Origin of the sequence: Chitinophaga sp. CF118, assembly GCF_900112615.1 — a bacterium.
In the GTDB taxonomy this organism is placed as follows: domain Bacteria; phylum Bacteroidota; class Bacteroidia; order Chitinophagales; family Chitinophagaceae; genus Chitinophaga.
The window spans coordinates 185,884-202,256 of the sequence record NZ_FOMK01000008.1; the positions used below are offsets into that span (position 1 = coordinate 185,884).

Annotated in this window: 14 protein-coding genes; 7 read left to right on the forward strand and 7 right to left on the reverse strand. The window is 41.2% G+C overall.

What is annotated here, in order from left to right; genetic code table 11:
- Positions 1 to 15 precede the first annotated feature (15 nt).
- The 4 genes from BM176_RS24955 to BM176_RS24970 form a co-directional block, all read right to left on the reverse strand.
- On the reverse strand, positions 16 to 423 hold the full coding sequence (locus BM176_RS24955) for a VOC family protein (RefSeq protein ID WP_090107072.1): 408 nt from the start codon (positions 421 to 423) through the stop codon (positions 16 to 18).
- A gap of 228 nt (positions 424 to 651) precedes the next feature.
- Positions 652 to 3,198 (reverse strand): family 43 glycosylhydrolase, encoded by a 2,547-nt coding sequence (locus BM176_RS24960; RefSeq protein ID WP_090107073.1) that lies wholly within the window; start codon positions 3,196 to 3,198, stop codon positions 652 to 654.
- Positions 3,199 to 3,540: 342 nt separating this feature from the next.
- Positions 3,541 to 3,960, reverse strand: a complete 420-nt coding sequence (locus BM176_RS24965) for a nuclear transport factor 2 family protein (RefSeq protein ID WP_218162276.1) — start codon at positions 3,958 to 3,960, stop codon at positions 3,541 to 3,543.
- A gap of 208 nt (positions 3,961 to 4,168) precedes the next feature.
- Positions 4,169 to 4,747 (reverse strand): Crp/Fnr family transcriptional regulator, encoded by a 579-nt coding sequence (locus tag BM176_RS24970; RefSeq protein ID WP_090107075.1) that lies wholly within the window; start codon positions 4,745 to 4,747, stop codon positions 4,169 to 4,171.
- 252 nt (positions 4,748 to 4,999) lie between these two features.
- Here BM176_RS24970 and BM176_RS24975 point away from each other — a divergent pair, with 252 nt between their 5' ends.
- A complete protein-coding gene (locus tag BM176_RS24975; RefSeq protein ID WP_090107076.1) occupies positions 5,000 to 6,835 on the forward strand; it encodes an RICIN domain-containing protein in 1,836 nt (611 codons plus the stop codon).
- Between the two features lie 160 nt (positions 6,836 to 6,995).
- Positions 6,996 to 7,727, forward strand: a complete 732-nt coding sequence (locus tag BM176_RS24980; RefSeq protein ID WP_090107077.1) for a hypothetical protein — start codon at positions 6,996 to 6,998, stop codon at positions 7,725 to 7,727.
- A gap of 285 nt (positions 7,728 to 8,012) precedes the next feature.
- Here BM176_RS24980 and BM176_RS24990 read toward each other — a convergent pair whose 3' ends face one another.
- A complete protein-coding gene (locus BM176_RS24990; protein WP_255373581.1) occupies positions 8,013 to 9,047 on the reverse strand; it encodes an MBL fold metallo-hydrolase in 1,035 nt (344 codons plus the stop codon).
- A gap of 370 nt (positions 9,048 to 9,417) precedes the next feature.
- Between BM176_RS24990 and BM176_RS24995 the strand changes: the two genes are divergently transcribed.
- Positions 9,418 to 10,776, forward strand: coding sequence for an amidohydrolase family protein (locus tag BM176_RS24995; protein WP_090107080.1), 1,359 nt, complete (start codon positions 9,418 to 9,420; stop codon positions 10,774 to 10,776).
- A gap of 350 nt (positions 10,777 to 11,126) precedes the next feature.
- On the opposite strand, the gene BM176_RS25000 is transcribed toward BM176_RS24995, so the two are convergent.
- Positions 11,127 to 11,906: a hypothetical protein gene (locus BM176_RS25000; protein WP_090107081.1), complete on the reverse strand. Its 780-nt coding sequence runs from the start codon at positions 11,904 to 11,906 to the stop codon at positions 11,127 to 11,129.
- A 305-nt stretch (positions 11,907 to 12,211) separates the two neighbouring features.
- Positions 12,212 to 12,418, reverse strand: a complete 207-nt coding sequence (locus BM176_RS25005) for a hypothetical protein (protein ID WP_090107082.1) — start codon at positions 12,416 to 12,418, stop codon at positions 12,212 to 12,214.
- A gap of 195 nt (positions 12,419 to 12,613) precedes the next feature.
- Here BM176_RS25005 and BM176_RS25010 point away from each other — a divergent pair, with 195 nt between their 5' ends.
- The 4 genes from BM176_RS25010 (at position 12,614) to BM176_RS25025 (ending at position 16,317) form a co-directional block, all read left to right on the forward strand.
- Positions 12,614 to 13,369: a hypothetical protein gene (locus BM176_RS25010; RefSeq protein ID WP_090107083.1), complete on the forward strand. Its 756-nt coding sequence runs from the start codon at positions 12,614 to 12,616 to the stop codon at positions 13,367 to 13,369.
- 312 nt (positions 13,370 to 13,681) lie between these two features.
- Complete coding sequence (locus BM176_RS25015) at positions 13,682 to 14,539, forward strand: hypothetical protein (RefSeq protein WP_090107084.1); 858 nt, start codon at positions 13,682 to 13,684, stop codon at positions 14,537 to 14,539.
- A complete protein-coding gene (dnaB, locus tag BM176_RS25020; RefSeq protein ID WP_090107085.1) occupies positions 14,460 to 16,013 on the forward strand; it encodes a replicative DNA helicase in 1,554 nt (517 codons plus the stop codon). Before BM176_RS25015 ends, dnaB begins: the two co-directional genes overlap by 80 nt.
- Positions 15,997 to 16,317 carry a T9SS type A sorting domain-containing protein gene (locus tag BM176_RS25025; RefSeq protein ID WP_143097919.1) on the forward strand — a complete coding sequence of 107 codons (321 nt, stop codon included), beginning with the start codon at positions 15,997 to 15,999 and terminating at the stop codon, positions 16,315 to 16,317. Before dnaB ends, BM176_RS25025 begins: the two co-directional genes overlap by 17 nt.
- The last annotated feature ends 56 nt before the right edge of the window (positions 16,318 to 16,373 follow it).

Consider the following 16,373-nt stretch of genomic DNA (forward strand, 5'->3'; position numbering starts at 1 on the left):
AAGACTCCCGTCATGTTATTTTTCATGAAACCTTTTTTGGGCTTCTTGTGACATAGGTGTAAAGAAATTGACCAGATTACCGTCAGGATCTCTGAATAAAATCGAACGATTTCCCCATGGCATTGTTGTTGGCTCTTGTACAATGTCTATACCAGTTATGTTAGATAATCGCTGGTATTTGTTATCCATATCATCAACCAGGAACTCAATAATAACGGACTTATTACTGGCGGCACTGGCAACATCATCACCGCCAAAAAAAGCCAAAGTGCGGGTACTTCCTATAGCTAAAGCTCCTGAGGACGTTCGCATTTCAGCAAAATCATCAGTGTACCATGTAAATGGCATTCCGGTGGCGATTTCATAAAACTGAACAAGCCGCTTAATGTCGGCAGTAATAATACGAATTGAGGAAAGATTCATTGTGTTGATTTTAATAGACACAAAATAAATGTGCCCGGGTGACAACCCTATGTCAGTAGTCCATTTTATTTGAGTTGAAAAATTAATTAAAAATATTGCCCGACCAGGATTCAGGTCCCATGGTTAAGCCAACACCCCCTTTTTATTCAGATCAATTGTGGATAAACTGACCTGAAAAACAGAAAATAGAAAAGGGCGCCTCAATTACTTTTGACGCCCTCTTTTTACTTATTTATCAAACGGGGTAATTTTGCAATTGACAGGCTCCAGAGATGTTGTTGCTGCTGTGCTTGCGGAGATCAGGAAGTTATCAAAGGACATATTAGCCGAATGTACCCGAATACCAGCTTTACCGCTCATTACCGGGGCGGGATCTGTATAGTCGATGACCGGTGTTGTCATGTCATTCAGATAGATCTTTATATTAGCACCATTCAATACGGCTCTGAGTTTATAGGACTGTCCGGGGGTAAGCGCTTGTGTCTTGTAGGAAAGTGTGGTCCAGTTATAGTTTTGTTTACCCAATACAATACCACCTGTTTCTATACCCGCATAATAGCCCTGGAGGTAATCAGAACTAACGACATTAGAGATGCCCAATTCCCCTGCGGCAGGGTTACGTACACGAAATATCAATCCTCCGTTTCCCCCTGAAGGACATAGCACATCTGCTTCTACCGTATAATCCGTCCAACCAACATTGCCCATTGTCTTTTTGCCCAAACCATTAATAGTGGCCCGGCCGGATGAGATAGAGAAATCTCCGTTGCTAAAATTCCATAAACCTGAGAAGCTACCGGAATCGAAGTTATCTGAACCACCGGGAGCAGTGGTAGTCCCCGATTCAAATTTCAGTGTGGAGAAATCAAATTCACCCTCTACGGTTTCTAAACGGATGGTGTGATTCCCTGCGGGAAGATTTAAGTTTTTTAAGACAGCTGTACGCCAGACAGACCAGCTTGTTGTTGCAGGGATAGCAACGATGCCGGAAACATCTGCCCCATCACAGTAAATACGTACTTTGCAGGCAGTGTAAGTGGTAGCATATCTCAAACCAAGATGATATGGACCTGCTAATTGCACATTTACGTTGTACTGATACCATTCACCGCTTTGGTTCCATCCAATATTTTCTCCTCCTTCTTCGGTATCACGTATATCCACCATATCTGAGCGGTATTTACCACCGGCGTTTCCGCTTGTAAGATCGTGATATCCCACACCTTCACCACCTTCATTGTAATGGACTGCGGGGATGGTTCCGGGAATAGGTTTATAAAAACTAAATACACCGCTTCCATTTACCCGGTTACTGAAAGCAGTGTATCCAAAATCAGCATGATCATTATAAGTAGTTACACCGATCTTACCGCCTGAAGTAATGTTTGCAGTACGGGTAGACTTCAGCATCCCATCGAGATAGAATTTGAAAGTGGTCCCTTCTTTTTCTACTCTTATAACATGCCATTTCAGATAATCCCATCCGGCGGGTAGTGGAGTGGAACTTACACCTATAGATACTCCGTTTACTTTAATATCTGTTTCGAGTGTATTACTAAAACTGCTGATCAATGCCGAACCAAAAGTATTTTCGTCGATATAGGAAAACACGGCTCCAAAGCGGGCTGCGTTTCCTCCTCTCTCCATTTCCTTCATGTTAAATTCTGCCGTATAGTTAGCGGCGGAAATAGCCGTTGTAATCTGACGGTACCATTGTGTCGTTGTTCTGGTATCCTGCCACATCAATTCCTTGTTGTACATACCCCAAACACCACCATTGACATTTGTCCAGTTGCTACCGATAGTTTCCCGGTCAAAGCGGTCATAAAAAGTGGGTAATAAAGGAGCGGGCTGCGTCCAGTTTGTGGGGCCATATACAAGTAACCTGTCCCCATTAAAACCCATAGGATCGATATTAAGTTGTCTGTTGTAGACTGCTGTCAGGTTATGATAGGTCATGTACCAGGTATCCAGGTCAGGACCGATAAAAGAGCTGCTATGACCCAGACCAAAGAAACTGCCCTCTGAACTTAGCAAAAGAGGGTTGTTAGCGCCTGAACTATAGCTGCCTAATGCTGTTGCTGCTGTGGAATAGTTAACCCGGTATCCCTTGCTTTGAACATGGTTTCCAGTATAGGTAATGTAATAAACGCCATTGCGTTTAAAAATGGTGGGGCCTTCTGTCCAGCCGTTGAGCGATGTACCGGTTAATGTACTTCCTGTGCTGATGGACAAGGGACTGGGCATAGTAGCGGCATCTATTCCGCCACCACCTGCATGAGTAAAGTACATTTGTGCATTATCGTCTGTAAATACAGAACCGTCGATACTGTGGCCCAGGTTTCCTGTTTGTACGGAGAATGGCCCGGTAGGGCTGGCAGAAGACAGAATGTAGTGACCATTACCCCCCGGAGATGTATACATATAAAATGTACCGTTCCTGTAAATAACTTCGGGAGCATAGGCTGCGTTGATGGCGGTCTCAGTTACGGGTACACATAACCCTTCATAGTTCCAGTCAGCAAGGTTCCATGTACTCCAGCATTTAACACCGTAACCGCCTGAGCTGCAGTATAAATAGTATTTACCTCTGAATCTAAGGATGTAAGGATCTCCAATACCGTCATCCTGGGGAAGCGTACGGGGATTAATAACCTGGCTGTTAGTTGGCAGGGAATACAGCAATACACTTAATAATAGTACAGTTAACAGGGATCTTTTACTTTTTAGAAGGCGGAAAGCCCAGGGCATAGGGTTCATAGAAATGGTCTTCATAACAATGATTTAGGGAATTGGGTTATTTCATTTTATCTGCTATTAAAACTCATTTAATAACTTTCATTTATTAAACGCAGGGAAGTTGATATTTGATATAAATATAATGCCTACACAAAAAGAAAAATGGACAAGTGTTCTTTCATCTATGTTGTATTAGTTCTGCAATCAAATTAAAATATAGAACCCGCTACTAGAGCGGGTTCTATATTTTGGTGCCCACTACCGGAGCAATTTCGAACCAAATATGTTTTATATTCGGTAAATTATATCGGCTTCAATTTTAATTCATCTCTCTTTTCTGGTATAATTGGTAATTTGCCCGTACTCAGTTTACACTAATTATTGAATAAAAGCTTTTTCTATCTTATGTGAATCTTCCAGCATCAGGAATTTAGTAATTAACTGATCTTTCACAGTAAACCGCATCACGAATGGTTCCTTAAATTTTTTACCCGTTGCCCTGACTGTTCTGCCTGCCTTTCCAAAAACAGCAGCTTCTGTTTCATCAATAAATATATGATCCATTTCAAAATCATCATCTTCAGTTTTATGAGCTGCAATCAGCTGTTGTAAAGCTGTAATAACTTGCTGTTTACCATTTTTCTTTCCTGTCCAGGGCATATAAGGGGATTCAGCTATATAAAAGCTTATATCTTCTGCTAAAAAAGCCGAAATAGCATCCGTATCATTGTTACCTGTGCCCTGAAAAAATCCGTCCAGCACCAATTTTGTCTCCTGACTTTGTTTTGATAATTCCATTTTGATTAGATATAATTGTGAATAGATCTCCAGACCGTCCCATGTCAGCACAGCCTTATTTCTGTAATACCAGGATGTTTCTACTTTTTGTTGAGAGCATGGCATCGATGGCATAACTTTTAAACGCTGCAACAAAGTTCTGCCACACCATTCAGAATAAAATTGATATTTGCTTCAAAAATTCTTGATAAATATCAAGAGAAGTGAATTATTTAGAGGAGATCTGTTTTCGGATGCGACTTAAAGTTTCAGGAGTAATACCCAGATAAGATGCCACCATATGGCGGGGAGCCCGGTGAACCAGGGATGGAAATGATTTTAAAAATTGGCTATATCTTTCTTCAGCCGTTGACCGGAGAGCGTAATTAATTCGTTCCTGAGTAGCATTTAAACTACGTTGTAAGATCAGGTTTACCATATCCTTAAAGGCAGGGATCTTTTCACTCAGCATTTCAATATTTGATTTACTGATGAGTAAAACAACTGCATCCTCAATTGCATCAATATTGTAACTGGAAGGTGTACAATTCATTAAACTTTGCCGATCGGAAATCCACCAATTCTCAGTCGCAAAATATACCGTGTGTTCAATACCATTATCGTTTACGCTATACTTGCGTAGAAATCCTTTACACACAAAGCCGCTATGGGTACAAACATCTCCTTCGTTCAGGAGAAATTGATGCTTCCGGAGTTTTTTAAAAATACAGACCGACTCAATCAGTTGATAATCGGCCTCAGCAATGCTAATCTTATCTTCGAGATATTTGCGGAAGAATTCGAACATATCACAATATTACAAAAACTCCCATGAAATAACCAGGCCCAGAGCGGACTTAGACGGCCTAAAACTAGGAAAGATGTCTTACCGTCATTTTTTTGGGTATTTCCTGCACTTTTTGAGTACACTTTTTAGAACTAGTTTGTGTATCTTTAAAAAGTCTATACCTAAACCCGATACCATGAGCTGTTAGCCTGAAGAAATTGTGTCAACCACACTAATAAATCAATTTTAAACCCTCTAATAACTGGTATCGTTATGAAAATGAAATCTAAACTTTTATGTGTTATCCTGCTTTTAATTAGTGAGTATGTTTCTGCTCAATCGGGCATTTATGTGGGCGGACATTTCCGTAGAGAAAGAAATCATACCATTACAGACTTAAAAGCCTCCGGATTTACCTATGTGATCCTATTTGATGTCACTGTTCAGGCAAATGGTGATTTAACAACTGACGGACAAACTATCTGCTCAAACGGAACCTATGTCTTTGGTTCTACCAATCCAAACTATGTCGCTGACGTAACTTCGCTTAAAACCGGCGTTACTTCCATCAACAGAGTAGAAACATGTATCGGTGGCTGGGGCAGTCACTCTTACACGAATATCAGAAACCTGGTTGCTAGTCAGGGTATCGGTACCGGAAGTATCCTTTACCGTAATTTTAGGGCGTTGAAGACGGCCATACCTTCCATCGATGCAATCAATAACGATGATGAGGAAGCATATGACGTCAATTCTGCGACCGCTTTTCATGTTATGTTAGCGGATATAGGTTATAAAACAACGCTTGCACCTTACATGAATAAGGCATACTGGCAGAGCCTGGCTACTAATGTCAACAATCAACGGAGTGGCGCAGTTGACAAGGTATATTTACAATGGTATGAAGGAGGAGCTGGTAACAATCCATGTGATTGGAACATAAACGGTATTCAGTTGCACACCGGCGATCTGAATTATGAAAATGGAACTACAGTAGCCAATAAAATGACCAGCGCTAAAAATAATTGTAATTCCAAAGGCGGATTTTACTGGGTGTATAACGACAATAATATTAACCTGAAGGATCTTGCAAACAGAGTGAACACGATCTTTGGTATCCGTACCAAAAATCAGCAGGAAGTTGCCAACTTTTACAACGACTGTAACTATTTAGGTTTTGCTAATGGACTGGAGGCAGGCGACTATAATTTAGACAGACTACAGTCTTTAGGTATCGACAACGATGTATTATCAAGTTTGACAGTTGCAGAAGGATTTGAAGTAACACTTTTTGATGACATAAATTTCAGCGGTGCCTCTAAAACATACAGAGGAAATGTTAGTTGCCTGGTAGCTGATGGATTAAATGATAAAGTTACATCACTACGTATACGCACAACCGGAACAACCGGTTTAGATGGTACCTGGTTTATTCAAAATCGCAACAGTGGCAAATATATGGACCTTGCAGCAGAACATGCATCTGAGAATGGCGGAAACATTCAGCAGTGGGAGTATGCCGGAGGCAATAATCAGAAGTTTCAGTTTACACATCTGGGTGATGGGACTTATAAGATCAGTGTAGTTGCAAGCGGCAAGGTAGTAGACGTGGATGGTATAAGTAAGAACGAGGGTGCAAATGTGTTCCAATGGGATTATTTTGGCACTTTTAACCAGCATTTTGTAATGCAGTCTACCGGCGATGGATACTATAAAATTATTCCTAAACATAGTGGCAAAGTAGTAGAAGTAGAAAATGCAAGCTCGGCCAATGGTGCAAATGTTCGTCAGTGGGGTAATAATAACCAGACATGCGGACAATGGAAACTGATAATACCAACAGCGAAAATAGCCACTGTACAGAAAACGACAAGCAGTGCGGAAAGTGAATTAACGCTTTATCCCAATCCGGCTACTGAAACTATTTACTTCACTTCCCGCGAACTCGCCGGTGCCAGAGTTAGTGTAGTAAACGTAGCAGGAAATCGTGTGATAAGCACCGTTATTACTGCGAACAGCATTGATGTATCTAAGCTTGAACCAGGCGTATATATTATTACTATCAATAAAGGCGGTAAAACGATCGTTAAGAAATTCGTTAAAAACTAAGTTATTAAGATTTTGAAGCTGACGGGATAGAATTAATTTAATTCTATCCCGTTTTAATTAAACATATTCAATCGTATTAAGTGAATCTCTCAGGTGTGGCCTTCATTTTCTTACTGACGTTTTGCTTATCTTCGTTACAATACGTAAATAATTCATACATATGAAAGTAATTACCTTATTGCTGGCAATGGTTTTTTCCATTGTAGCCCGTTCACAGAATACCATTAATAATTACAAGTATGTTTTAGTACCTGAACGATTTGATATTTTTAAACAGGATGATCAGTATGGGATAAACACGCTTACGAAATTTTTGCTGGAAAGTGTAGGGTTTAAGTGTTTCATGACTAATGATGTACTGCCGGCGGATATTGCCAACAATAAGTGCAATGCATTAAGGGCGGACCTTGTAGCGAAAAAGAAATTCTTAGCCACTGATTTAAGCCTGGTGTTAAAAGATTGTCAGGGCCAAATTATCTATAAAAGCGAGGAAGGGATAAGCAGGGAGAAGGAGTGGAATACAGCGTATACAGAGGCGTTAAAAAATGCATTTGTGTCTCTAAGAGATGCACATTACAGATACGATAGTACCGGGGCTATTCAGGCTACACAATCGACTGAGAGTACTATACCTGTGCAAGCTGCTGCCACGCCCACTATGATTACTGAGAATAAGGATGTTTTATATGCACAGCCTAATGCCATTGGCTACCAATTGATTGATACCTCCCCTAAAAAGGTAATGACATTACTGAAAACTTCAATGCCAAACTATTTTATTGCAGATAATGGTGTAGAAAAAGGTGTTGTTTTTAGTAAAAACGATGAATGGTATTTTGAGTATTATAAAGATGATAAACTTGTTTCACTGAAACTTAGGATTAAATTTTGACAGGCCTTAGTGATTCCAGGTTCGTTGTCTCTTTATTTGCCATGCATCATATCGGTTTGAACTTCGTTTCCGGTAGCCCCGCAGGAAAAATTAAAGAAGCCGTCTCAATTATTTTTGAAGACGGCTTCTTTGCTGTTTTATGTGTCCGGAATAGGAGCGTTTTCGAACCAAATGGTATTGATTATGATAAAGTTAACCGGGTTGAATTCCTAAATACGGAGCATTTTGTTTCAGAGAATTGTTTAGATGTACCTGACTGAAAGCACGAATTGGAACTATTACATATTAGTTTACTCCTTTCCACCAGTCCTTAAATATCTGTTTATCATTGCGCAGGTCCACGAGCTGGCCTATCATAGGTGTAGCCAACGGAATGTTTGCCATTGCTGTTAATCTCTGTAAAGGCTCATCCCAGGGGTGATTGCCCAGCGTGAATTTGGAGGAGTGGACCGGCAGCAGTCTTTTTGCCTTCAGGTCTTTTGCAGCCTGCAGGACCTCTTCCGGCTGCATATGAATGTACTTCCATGCAAGATCATACTGGCCATTTTCAAGAATGGCGAAATCTATCGGACCGAATTTTTTTCCTATTTCAGCAAAATGAGTATCATAACCGCTATCACCTCCTATATAGATCTTCATGGCCGGTGTTTGCAATATATAAGATTGCCATAGCGTATTATTCCGGGAAAAACTTCTGCCTGAAAAGTGACGGGTAGGTGCTGTGTGTACAACAAATCCATCTCCCAGATCCACATCCTGCCACCAATCTGTTTCTATGATCTGGTCAGGCTTATAGCCCCATCTTTCCAGGTGCCCTCCAACTCCCAGACCACAGATCACTTTACCCACCTTGCTCTTTAGTGCGAGCATGGTCTTATAATCCAAATGATCATAATGGTCATGTGATATGAACAGGTAATCTATTACAGGGAAATCATCAGTTGTGTAAATATCAGCACCTTTAAATGCCTTAGTTCCCCCGGGCAGAGGTGAAGCGCTGCCAGAAAACACTGGATCTGCAAGGAAACGTTTTCCTCCTGCCTGTATAAAATAAGATGAATGACCAAACCAAACCAATACATCCTGATCAGGTGCAACCGCCAACAGATCAGTTTTTACAGAGGGTAATGAATCTACCGGACGCAAACGCAAACGTTTTTTGAACATAAAGTCATATAAAACGCCTCCCATGCTATACCCCTCTGAAAGTTGCGGTGTATTGTGAATGTTCTGGAACTGCCCGTCTTTATAATGTGGCGATTGTTTGATTAATTCTAATCTCTTTCCTGAAGGCTTTACCCCGAATAGTGGATGTCTCATATATATTAAAACAGTGATTATCAATAATAGTAGTAACGCAAATGCTATCTTCAGGCATTTGATAGTTATCCTGATTAATTTTTTCATATAAGTTTATTGACGAATCAGGTGTTTGGATATTTTAACAGGAGGCAAATATTTTGAACAATTGTTGTGCTGATAACCGGGCATAGAGTGGCATGGATGACTATAATCTTTTGAGAAGATGTGTCAAAGGCCAAATGGCTTTATATTTCAGGTGAGTTTAACAAGTTAATGCTGAAGTTTTTGATTTTCAAATTAAACTTAACGCCAACCTTTTCATATTAGTAAAATTCACTAAATTTATATTTCCACCCATTTTGAGCAACTTTAGACCCACTTCACGATTATGAAATTATTTACGTTTACACTGGCTTTTCTTGTCACACTTACTTCCTTTGGGCAGGCAAAAAGATTTGACCTGGTCATAAAGAATGCGAAAGTGTTTGACAGCAGAACAGGGGCCATCGTATCAAACCAAACGATCCTCATCAAAGGTGGCATTATTTCGAACGTAACCGGCGGTAAAAAAATCTTTACTGCTATGAATACGATCGATGCCCAGGGGAAACTGGTAACTCCGGGATTTGTAGATACGCATATTCATCCCACTGATGTTTATCGCAGCTATGGCCCCTTACCTGAGTATTTTTCCAAAGATTCTTTAGAAGTTTATAGAAAACGACTTTCCGATACTTATTTGCCTTATGGGGTGACCAGCGCAATGATCATGGGACAATCTGAAAAATGGTTGCCGCAGATAATTAACTGGCATAATGATCCGCAACCAAATTTGCTGGATATCTATACCGTAGGCGGGGCATTCATTTCAAACGAAGGCCGCAAGCCTTATATTAATCATGTTATTGTGGAATCTCCCTGGGCTGCAAAACAAAAGGTGATCTCCTACCAACAGTTGGGCATCAGGCATATCAAGCTTTATTGGAAGCTGCGCAGACCGGAATTTGAAGCGGCGTTTAAGACGGCTGATAGCCTGGGAATGAAAGTTTACGGGCATGTTGACCAGAATATCATGTTTATAGATACTGCATTAGCTATTGGCTTGCACAACTATGAACATTTATTAACGTTGGTGAACAGCGTTCTGTATATGCAAAACGATCGCGAAGAATTCAGTCTGGATATGAAAAAATATTATGGCCCGGGCCATGCAAACGGCCAGTTAGAGAGGTTAGAAATGTTTCGATTTATCCACGACAAAAAGCCGGCAACGATAGATACTTTGATCAGCAAGCTTTCAAAAAGCAATGCGACATTTTCTACATCGATCCACCTGATGGCCGAGCCGTATGGGTTAGCCTATTTTACTAACAAGATGGATACCTCGTTATCCGAAGCACAATTAGCCAGGTGCCGGGAGAATTTTAAAGTATTTATGGGCTACGTCAAACAAGCATTTGACAAAGGAATAATACTCCGAATGGGCACTGACTGGCCTAATGGCGGCAAGGCAATGATCTCCGAGCAGTTATTGTTAGCTGAATATGGATTTACAGTTCCTTCAATTCTACAGATCTCAACTATAAATGGTGCAACTGCTTTGGGCATCGATGATAAATATGGCTCGATTGAAAAAGGAAAGAAAGCCGATCTCCTTATTTGGAACAATAGCCCTTTTGACAATTATAAAAACTTTCTAACCGACAAGACAATTATTAAAGATGGTGTCGTAAGCCGATCCAGATAGCTGGCATCTCCATTATCATATAACAGCCCGGAGTTTTTCACTGCCTGTCCCACAGTCCTTTTTCGGAGGCCGGCAAAGAGTTGAAAGTTAAGGTTACATACCGTCGGTGTGCAGATATACAATCAATGGGCTTACGAAAAATACAACGGTCTCTGTTTTGCTACGGAGTAGTGCTTGCGCCAGCCCTGATAGCTCTCTTTATTTTTTTGTGTTAAAGTTAAAGGGACGATTAATGAAATTCAGTATCGGTATGTCTATTAATACAGCGACATTAAAAACACTTTTAGACTGCACCGCAGTAAAATCTGTCTGATTGGAATAGAACGGTGAAAAGTTTTCTCTGTTTGGTATCACGCTAACGCCAATATCTTCGCAGAACCTGCACGTTTCGCTATAGCTGTATAATTATTACTAATAGGGTTTCCTATTTCCAGCCCTACAGAAAGTATAAGCGTCCAGGAGTCATCCATTTCCCATCCTTCTTCAAATTGGACTGCAATACGCTCTCCTGTATAATTTTGTGCGGTAGGTTTCCACGCGGTATAAACTACCGGAGCGGCCATTGTGTCATTGTTAGCATAGTCATGGTGCAGATCTCTGACAGCTTGTAGAGAAATGATAAACCTAAATACCGGATATTGCCATGGGATAAACAGGTTTATTTCCGGTGTGAGATTAGGGAATTGTACCCAGGCACTACCTGTTTGTTTATCAATCTCATATTTCAATGGAAGCCTTACCACTCCATCAAAAGAATTAATTCGGGTAATGTGATATCCTTCCAGTAAATCTCTGTGCTTGGATAGCAAAATAGATCTTTTACCGCGCTCATTTTCGGTATCCTGCAGTTGTATCTTTTTGCATAATGTTGAAAAATCATTCGTAATGTTATGGTCTGCGAGGTGTTTCACATGTATCACTGCCTTCCTGATGTTACCTGCAGCTTTTCCAACACCTTTCCATTCGAGATTGTTCTCCCGTGTTCTTGCGAAATTCTTATCATTTTTTATTTTATTTTTGGTTGCCCCTCCTGGCATTCGGACAATTGATCCATCCATATCTATTCTCTTGAAAATAGATAAGCCTCCAAGTTTTCCGGCTAAATCTATCGCTCCTTTAAGTCTGGCCATATAGTATTTTATTAGTACTACAATTTACATAAAAAACAGTATTGAAACAAATACAACACCTCTATAATCCCTCCTTATATAAGGAGGTGTTATAGAGGTGTTGTAGAGGGCTTATAGAGGGCTTATATAGGGATTGTATATACAGTAGCCATACATGAAATTACCATGAAATACAGACAAGAAATTACTGCATATTTCTTTTTTATACATGGAAGAATATACCTTAAAACCATGTTAAACCATACCAGAATAAATGTGAAGAAGGAAACGAAATTCAATCCTGCTTTGGAGTTAAGCAATTTTAATTAATCGACTAAATAAGATCGTACCACATCTTCCGGAATACTTGTCACCTTACAAAAATCCTGTACGGTTACAAGTTCGAGATCTGCTTTGCCCAGGTGTTCTTTTACTTTCTGTAAAAATCTTCTGGCAGTACGGTTCTTCAGGCCTGTAATATTCTCTACGTCTTTTACATAGATCACTACTCTTGGTGGAATAGCATGCGTCATAAACGGTCAAATTGGACAATACGGGCAAAATGTGTAAGATATGGTCACTACATTTTTTTAGCATTGCACTGGTCTGTAATATTGTTAAACACATCCCGAAAACGACAGTAGCTGCAGACATTGTTTGTTAAAAGGGAATGGCTTAAGTGCAACGTGCCAGTACAAACGTTGCGCATCAAATTTAACACATTTACTATGGCCAGACAAATAGGAACAGGTAAAATTCAGGGTACGCTCGGAGATATTACGTTTTACAGATCGCGTGATGGATTAATGGCGAAACTAAAATCAACAGTGAGTGCTGATCGTATTGCAACAGATCCGGCGTATGCGCGTACAAGGGAAAACGGACAGGAATTCGGAAGAGCAGCTAAAGCAGGAAAGTTGATAAGATCTGCATTCAGCAGCGTGTTATCACAGATTGCAGATAATCGCATGACCAGCAGATTAGTACAAGCCGTGAAATTTGCACAGAACGAGGATACTGAAAGTGAACGCGGAAAGCGCAATATCATAACCGGTAATGCCAGTTTACTGGAGCAATTCGAATTCAACGATAAAAGTCCGTTCAGCGCAACATTTATGGCGGAGTTTCTGGCGGACGTTGACCGGGCAAAAGGTTTAGCCACTGTAGATACAAAGGCGTTCATCCCCGCGAAGAGTATCAATGTACCTGATGGCGCTACCCATTTTAAGCTGTTTAGTGCTGCTGCTGAGATTAACTTCGAGTCGGGATCTGTCCTGAGAACAAGTATAACCACTCCGGAAATTGAGCTCGGCTTGCAATTGCAGCCGGCTATTAACCTGGTGCAGCAGTTATCGCTAAACTCTATGGATCATATAATGATCGTCCTTGGAATTGAATTTTACCAGAAATTCAATGGTCGGTTTTACCCGTTAAACAATGGCAGTGCAAATGCCGTCACTATGGCGAGAGTAGATATGCCGTAATCAAAAAATGCCTTCAGCAATGAAGGCATTTTTTTTATTATTGAAAATCAAAACGGTAGGGCATATCTCCCTTTCTCCAACAGATGACCGTGTATTAAAAAAAATCTTTTAAAAATATTTTTTTTTACAAGACATTGAATATCAAATAGATTAAGGGGGTTGTGCAACCCCCTGCAACTGTTCTTGTATGTTTATTTTCATTTTGTTTGCGTCAAAATAATATTCAAAAATGCAAAATGATTTTGGAGGATTACTACTCTACGGGTACGACCACGTTAAAAATCCATTTATTCAACAAAAAACTACGCACACATGAAAAACGAGATACTCAGCTACTTTTTACCTGTCAGCCGTAAATTCTTTGATCATCCATTTTGGAAAGATGAAAGATCGTATTCGAGGGCGGAAGCCTGGTTGGATCTTATTGCGTCAGCGAGATTTGAAGATTCAGCCGCAACAGGAATTATAGGCAACGTGGAGCTTTCCTGGACCAGAGGTCAATTACCTGCAACACTTCGTTATTTATCTGAACGTTGGAAATGGAGTAAGAGTAAAGTGAATGATTTCTTAAAGCTATTACAAAAGTTGAAAATGATAGAACGATCGAAGGTGAATGGACTTACTGTTCTCTCATTAACAAACTATGAGCTATACAATAGGAAAATACAAAAAGAACAGGTAGAAGAGCCAGCGCAAAGCGAAACAGACAATGCGACAAACGCAGAACCCAACAAAAGGAAAACACAAAAAAGACAAAGAAAGGACAAAACTAATATAGTTAATAAAGAAAATAAAGTAAAGAATAGGTTTTCCGGTGCTGCTGCACCTACACATTCACAGGAAGATCAGGCTGGGTTCAGCCGGTTTGAAACGTGGATTTTGGAAAACGCTCCCAGGGTGGCAGAGATGAACCAGCCCTTCACCATAGACCAGTACATCAGGCTCCGGGAGAAATTGCCGGTAGACCAGATCAAAGACCTGCTACAAAGAATGGGCAATTACGCCCCTTTAACGAAGAAAAATGAGTCTGCCTACCTGACAGTCATCAATTGGGCAAAACGCGATTTTAACCAGCTTAAAACAACAAACAATGCAACATCTGCAACCGAACAATACCTCAAAGAAAGGGAACGCCTGGCAGAACAGGTCAGGAAACGCGCAGAGGAGTGATTTTACGACCTTTGCTTACGGTAAGGTACCTCCACAGGCCAAAGAGATGGAAACCGCCGTTTTGGGCGCCTGTATGATGGGAAAAGGGACATTTGACCTGCTTACCGATATTCTGCATCCCGAATGCTTCTATGTAGAAGCCCATAAGACAGTTTTTGAGGCTATGCAGCAGCTATCTGCTGATAATCAGCCAATCGATATACTAACGGTCGTAGAACAGCTAAAGTCATCAGGTGATCTGGAAAAAGCGGGTGGTTCAGTTAACATCGTTAAACTTACTAACCAGGTGGTATCATCTGCAAATGTTGTGGCACATGCTCTCATTATTAAGCAGAAATACATGCTGCGTGAGCTGATCCACATTGGGGGCGGGATCGTAAATGATAGCTTTCAGGACACAACTGATGTTTTTGAATGCCTGGACAGGGCAGAAACAGCACTATTTAACATCACTGCCGGCAATATGAGGAAAGACTTTAAGCCTATGCGTGCTGCTTACCAGAAGGTGTTAGCCGAAATCAAAGACAGAATGGTTAGTAAGCAGGAAATCACCGGTGTTCCTGCTGGCTTTCCTTCTTTGGACAGGATGACGAAAGGGTGGCAGCCTACGGATCTGATCATTCTCGCAGCACGTCCCTCCGTTGGAAAGACTGCCTTTGCATTGAACCTTGCCCGCAATGCAGTGCTAAACACTATCAAACCTACCAAGGCGGCCCTGTTTACACTGGAGATGTCAACAGGACAAGTGGTGCTCAGGATGATTTCCTCAGAAAGCGGAGTAAGGTTGGATAATCTGCAAAGAGGCAGGATTGCCGACTGGGAACTGGCGGAATTAAGGGTAAAGTGTGAGATCGACAGCTGGCTGGATAATATCTTCTTTGACGATACGCCGGCGTTAACCACTTTTGAATTACGTGCCAAAGCCCGGAGGCTCGTACACAACCACGGTGTAGGGTTGATCATCATTGATTACCTGCAGCTGATGAGTGTAACGGAGATCGCAAAGGGTGGGGGATTGAGAGAGCAGGAGATCAGTAAGATTTCCCGGGATCTGAAAGCATTGGCCAAGGAATTAAACATCCCTGTCATTGCGTTGTCACAGTTGAGTCGTGATATCGAAAAGCGAAAAGATAACAGGGGGGCTATGTTGAGCGATCTCCGTGAGTCTGGTGCAATTGAGCAGGATGCAGATATGGTGATGTTCCTTTCCCGACCGGATTATCAGCAGGAGTCTGCAGAGGTGGACCCTGCTCTTAGAAATGGCATCGAGATTAAAATTGCTAAACATAGAAATGGAGATCTGGCAACTATTCCTCTCAATAAAAACCTGTCTATACAGCAATTCACAGACCCGATAATTACTGATGCAAAAGATAAAGAGGTGAAATACATTAAAAAACGGGAAGCGGATGATCACTTTCAGCTTGAATTTCCACTGCCACCGGAGGATGAAAAAGATGATGTACCGTTTTGATGGTTCGACGGGTTTATCAGGCGCCGCCAAAGTAGTGGTATCGCCTAACCCGGCGTCCAGTACACTGGTAGTAAGTACAGCACCTACATCTGGCGCTGCGAAAAAACAAGCTGCCAGCGATGGATGGGATATCCGCGAAGTGAGGCTCAGCGATAAAATGGGGAATTTGCTGCGTAAACAGTTGTTCCCTGCAGGTACTTCCCGCGCCACGATTAATGTGGAAGGACTGAAACCGGATGTTTACATCCTGCAAACGGGGAATGGAAAAACATTTGACACCCAGCAGGTGATCATAGCGAGATAAGAAAGCAAGTGTTATTTATAGAAGCGCCCGGTAGATCTGTTGTCTACCGGGCGCTT